The organism is Terriglobales bacterium, from assembly GCA_035624475.1.
GTDB lineage: Bacteria > Acidobacteriota > Terriglobia > Terriglobales > Acidobacteriaceae > DASPRL01.
Genome location: DASPRL010000329.1, coordinates 1 through 4,201, shown reverse-complemented (window position 1 = coordinate 4,201; position 4,201 = coordinate 1). Strand labels below are relative to the sequence as shown.

At 65.2% G+C, this 4,201-nt stretch carries 5 protein-coding genes; 1 reads left to right on the top strand and 4 read right to left on the bottom strand.

Annotated elements, in window-relative coordinates; translation table 11 throughout:
• The 4 genes from VEG08_13145 to VEG08_13130 all read right to left on the bottom strand — a co-directional run.
• Positions 1-745 (bottom strand): sigma-70 family RNA polymerase sigma factor (locus tag VEG08_13145; protein ID HXZ28932.1); only part of this gene is annotated, 745 nt, incomplete at its 3' end.
• Positions 746-753: 8 nt separating this feature from the next.
• Positions 754-981 (bottom strand): hypothetical protein, encoded by a 228-nt coding sequence (locus tag VEG08_13140; protein ID HXZ28931.1) that lies wholly within the window; start codon positions 979-981, stop codon positions 754-756.
• Between the two features lie 89 nt (positions 982-1,070).
• Positions 1,071-1,865 (bottom strand): glycosyltransferase family A protein, encoded by a 795-nt coding sequence (locus tag VEG08_13135; protein ID HXZ28930.1) that lies wholly within the window; start codon positions 1,863-1,865, stop codon positions 1,071-1,073.
• Between the two features lie 133 nt (positions 1,866-1,998).
• Positions 1,999-2,919 (bottom strand): hypothetical protein, encoded by a 921-nt coding sequence (locus tag VEG08_13130; GenBank protein ID HXZ28929.1) that lies wholly within the window; start codon positions 2,917-2,919, stop codon positions 1,999-2,001.
• A gap of 547 nt (positions 2,920-3,466) precedes the next feature.
• On the opposite strand from VEG08_13130, the gene VEG08_13125 reads away from it, so the two are divergent.
• Positions 3,467-4,177 (top strand): TylF/MycF/NovP-related O-methyltransferase, encoded by a 711-nt coding sequence (locus VEG08_13125; GenBank protein HXZ28928.1) that lies wholly within the window; start codon positions 3,467-3,469, stop codon positions 4,175-4,177.
• Positions 4,178-4,201: the final 24 nt, after the last annotated feature.

Genomic DNA, 4,201 nt, shown 5'->3' with positions numbered 1-4,201 from the left:
TGGAGAGGAAAGCCTCGCAAGGTCGGCAGCCGTCCAAGTGCTTTTCCAGGGCATCGCACAGGGTGTCGTCCAGCGCGTCGTCGAGGTAGTCGGAGAGGGCGGCGAAGAGCTGGCGGCAGCGGCGCGGGCGAGCGGCGGATGGCCCCGGCCGGGGAGCGCGCCGGGCACGTCGCTTCCCTGCCCCTGCCAGTTCGTTGCGCAGGAAGACGCGGGCGCGGTGCAGGCGCACGCGCACCGTGGGCTCGCGCAGCCCGGTGACGCGCGCGATCTCGGCGGCGGAGAGTTCCTCCATGTCGTGCAGCACCAGGATGAGGCGATAGGCCGGGGGCAGCTTCTGCACCGCTGCCTGCAGCCGCGCGGCCGCTTCGCCGCGCAGGACCGCCGCCTCGGGCGTGGGATGGTCGCCGCCGGCCAGCGATTCCAACTCCTGCCGGTCGGGCAAGAGATCTTCAAGAGAAAGATTCACTTTGGGCGCGAACTTGCTCTTGCGGCGGCTCATCAGGCAGCGGCTGCGCGCCACCTTGTAGAGCCAGACGGCCAGGCCCTGGGGGCTGGAGATCTTGCCGAGCTGAGGGACGGCGCGCAGCAAGGTCTCCTGCATGGTGTCTTCGGCGTCCTGGCGGTGGCCGCAGACTTTCATGCTGAAGGAGAAGACGGTATCCTGCAGCAGCGCCAGCGCCCGCTCCAGGGAAGCGGGCTGCTTCTGCTGCAGGGCGTGGAATGCCTGTTCGACCTCAGGGCGCATGGCGGAGGCTAGGAGCGCTTGCTCTTGCCTCCGATGCGAAGCCGCTCCGCCGCCCGGCTGGAGCGGGCGGCCAGGGCACCCAGGGTGGTGCCCACGGTGCGAGCCACGTCGATCAGCAGGCTCTCACCCGGAGGGACGGTGCCTCTGCGGGTAGACCTGCTGCGGGAACTTTTCTTGCCCCGCGCTGCCGACTTGAGCTTTGCCGGGCGGGACGGCTGCTGCCTTTTCGCTGGCATTTGCGCTCTCTCCTTGGCGAGGGTCTGGCAACCCCGCTCCTATACTAAACGCCTCCTGGGCTGGGTTTCCAAGCACAGCCGGGTCGCGGTCACCGTTGGCGCCCGCGGAGTCTCCGGTAAGCCGTGATCGCGGCAAAGCGGCAGTAGTTGGCGGCCGCCCGCAGCCGGAGCAGCGGCGGCGCCGGCGAGTGGACCACCTCCCGGTAGTAAGTCAGCGTGGCTTTCGGACTGGAGGCAGCCAGGGCGAAGAACTTCCGGTCGTAACTGTCGGGGCTGGCGTGGACGATCATCAACGTCTCATTGGCGAACCGGGTGGCGTACTTCCGTGCCAAGCGGTGCCAGATGAGACCCAAGGGGCAGAACCGCTCACCTTCGGGATAGGGAAAGAACTCCCTGAGCGCAGCGGTGCGATTCATGCCGCAACGGTCGCCGGGACCAAGGAGACGCAGGGTGTCGGCCAGAGTGAAGGTGTCCACCACCTCGGCCGGAAAGCGCTTGCCCACGATGGAGCCGTCGGGGCGGGAGCAGAGGCCGAGCACGTTATAAAAGCGGGAGGGATCGGGGATCTGGCGCCAGTGGTAGTCGAAGCGTTCCAGGGCGTCGGCGAGCAGGCAATCGTCGGAATCCACGAAGCCCAGGAACTCGGCCTCGGCCGCCGCGACGCCCAGATTCATGGCGGTATGCTGTCCGCCGTTGGGCTTCCAGAAGTAGCGGAGGGGAAAAGACGCCTTCCAGGAGGACACCAGCTCCCGAGTGCCGTCCGTGCTGCCGTCATCCACGACGAGCCACTCGAAGTCGTGGAAGGTCTGGGCGAGCAGGCTTTCGTACACGCGTCCCAGGGTGTGGGCGCGGTTGTAGGTCGCGGTGACTACCGAGAATCTCACCCGCCAGGTTCTCCGCGCAGGAAGCCGGCCTGGAGCCGCCGCCTGCGACAGAGAGTCTACATCCTCCCTGGCGCCAGAAAGGAATACGGGACCGGACGAAACTCGCCCGGCCCCGTAAGCTGTCTCACCCTGGCTACTGGGCCAAAGGCGTGATGGTCCCGCAAGTGCCTCCGGAAATACGATTGGTTCCGGCACCACCTTGCGTAAAGGAGAAGAGGGTACCTCCGCTGTTGTTGAGGCTGCAGGAGCTGTTGTTGATGATCCTGGACCCTCCCACGTTGACCGAAGAGCCCGCCCCTGCGGTGATGCCGTTGGCATTGAAGGTCGACTCCGAACTCTCGATCGCCATCTGGGCATCGCCGGTGGCGGCATCGTCAGCCTTCATCCCGTCGTTCGTGGCAAGTTCGGTGATCGAGTGATTCACCAAGACCCGGCTGTGCTGGGCAGCTTCGATGCCGATGTTATCGAGAGTGATGTTGGAACCCTCGACCCCGACCTGCACCGCCGGCACTTGCGCGTTGGCGGCGCGAATGCCCACGCCGGCATTGTTGTTGATCACCGTGTTGATGACATGCACCCGAGCCTGAGTCGCCTGGTTGAGCGCGATATCGATGCCGTTCTGCGTGAAGCCGAAGATGAAGCAGTTCTCGACGGTTAGCTCCTTGCCGGCCAGGAAGCGGATGGCGTTCAGCCCGGTCCCGATCCCGTTGAAGCGGAGGTGGCGCAGGGTCACGACGTCGTTGGCGCCGGCCTGAACGACAATCCCATTGGTGCCGCTGACCAGGACGGAAGCCACCTGGCCCCCACCTCCGTCCAGGGTGATGGCCTTGGTGATGGTGACAGCGCCGAAGCCGGCGGGATCCAGGGCATCGATCTCGCCGCCGGCCGCGGTCTTGGAAATGGCGCCGGCCCAGGTCTTACAGGGCGCCGTGCGGCTGCAGGGGTTGGCATCATCGCCCACGCCCGAGACCCAGGTGCGGGTGGCCTGCGCATACAGCATGGTTGTTCCCAGAGTAACCATCGCTAACAGCTTGGCTGCAGTAGCTGACTTCATGTGGGTTCAACTCTCCTTGTCTTTCGATCTTGTGACGATGCCTCGCCGACTCGCTGTGGCTCCGTTCCAAGCAGACAGATCGGCGCTGTCCCAACACCTGCATGAGATTGCCCCGACTCCACGGCCGCAGGCGCCTGTTTGCCCGCCGGCACGGTCCGGTCACCTTGAGGGTCGTCGGTCGTGACCGCGGAAGGGTCTGGGTTGTGCCTTGTGTGCGGGACATTTAATCCCACTTCGGGCGGAGGAGCAAGGAAAAAGATCGCGTTCCGGGAACGAAACGCCGGGAGCCCTGCTGGAGCCGGCTTCCGGCTCGATCCTGCACCACACCATGGTGTGATAGTGTGTTGAGATTCTGCGAGTCACGGGAGTCCGCTCGATCGAGCCTCTGCCTGGCGAGGGAGTATGTAGAATGTGTCCGCCGGGAAGCGTGCCTCGTTGAGCGTGTTCCGAGAATGGAACGACTTCATCGAGCTATCGCAAAGTCATTATGCTGAAACGAATCGCACGGTTTTTCCAAGGGCTGGGCAGCCCGGTAAGGCGCCAGGAGATGCGTTTCTCCCTCTTGCGGCGCATCGGCCGCAGGCTGGCTCCCTCCTACCGCTTCCACTGGCCGGAGATGGCTTGGTGGCAGGACCCGGGGTTCAACCAGTACCTGGAGCGCTTCCACGAGTACAAAGGCCTGAACACGCAACGCCGTTGGATGGTGTATCAGTTGGCCCGCCTGGTGGTCAGCCTGCCCGGCGACACCGCCGAGTGCGGGGTCTTCGAAGGCGCTACCTCCTACCTGATCTGCCGCTCGCTGCAGGGAGGCTCCAACCCTCCACGCACCCACTTCCTCTTCGATTCCTTCCAAGGCCTTTCGGCTCCCTCCCCGCAGGACGGCAGCTACTGGACCCAGGGAGGCCTGGCCCCCAGCCTGGAGGCCGCCCGCACCAACCTGGAGTCAGCGGGCCGGCTCAGTTGGCATCCGGGATGGATCCCGGAGCGCTTTGCGGAGGTCGCCGAGCGGAGATTCTCCTTCGTGCACATCGACGTCGACCTCTACCAGCCCACACGCGACAGCTTGGCTTTCTTCTATCCCCGCATGCAGGAGGGTGGGATCATCGTCTGCGATGATTATGGCTTCACCACCTGTCCCGGCGCCACCCTGGTGGTGGACGAGTTCCTGGCCGACAAGCCGGAGAAGATCATCGTTCTGCCCTGCGGGGGCGGCTTCCTGATCAAGGGTTGCCAGATGGCCGTGCCCCTTCCCCTGTGAGGCGGGCGAACCGGCGTGGTTGTC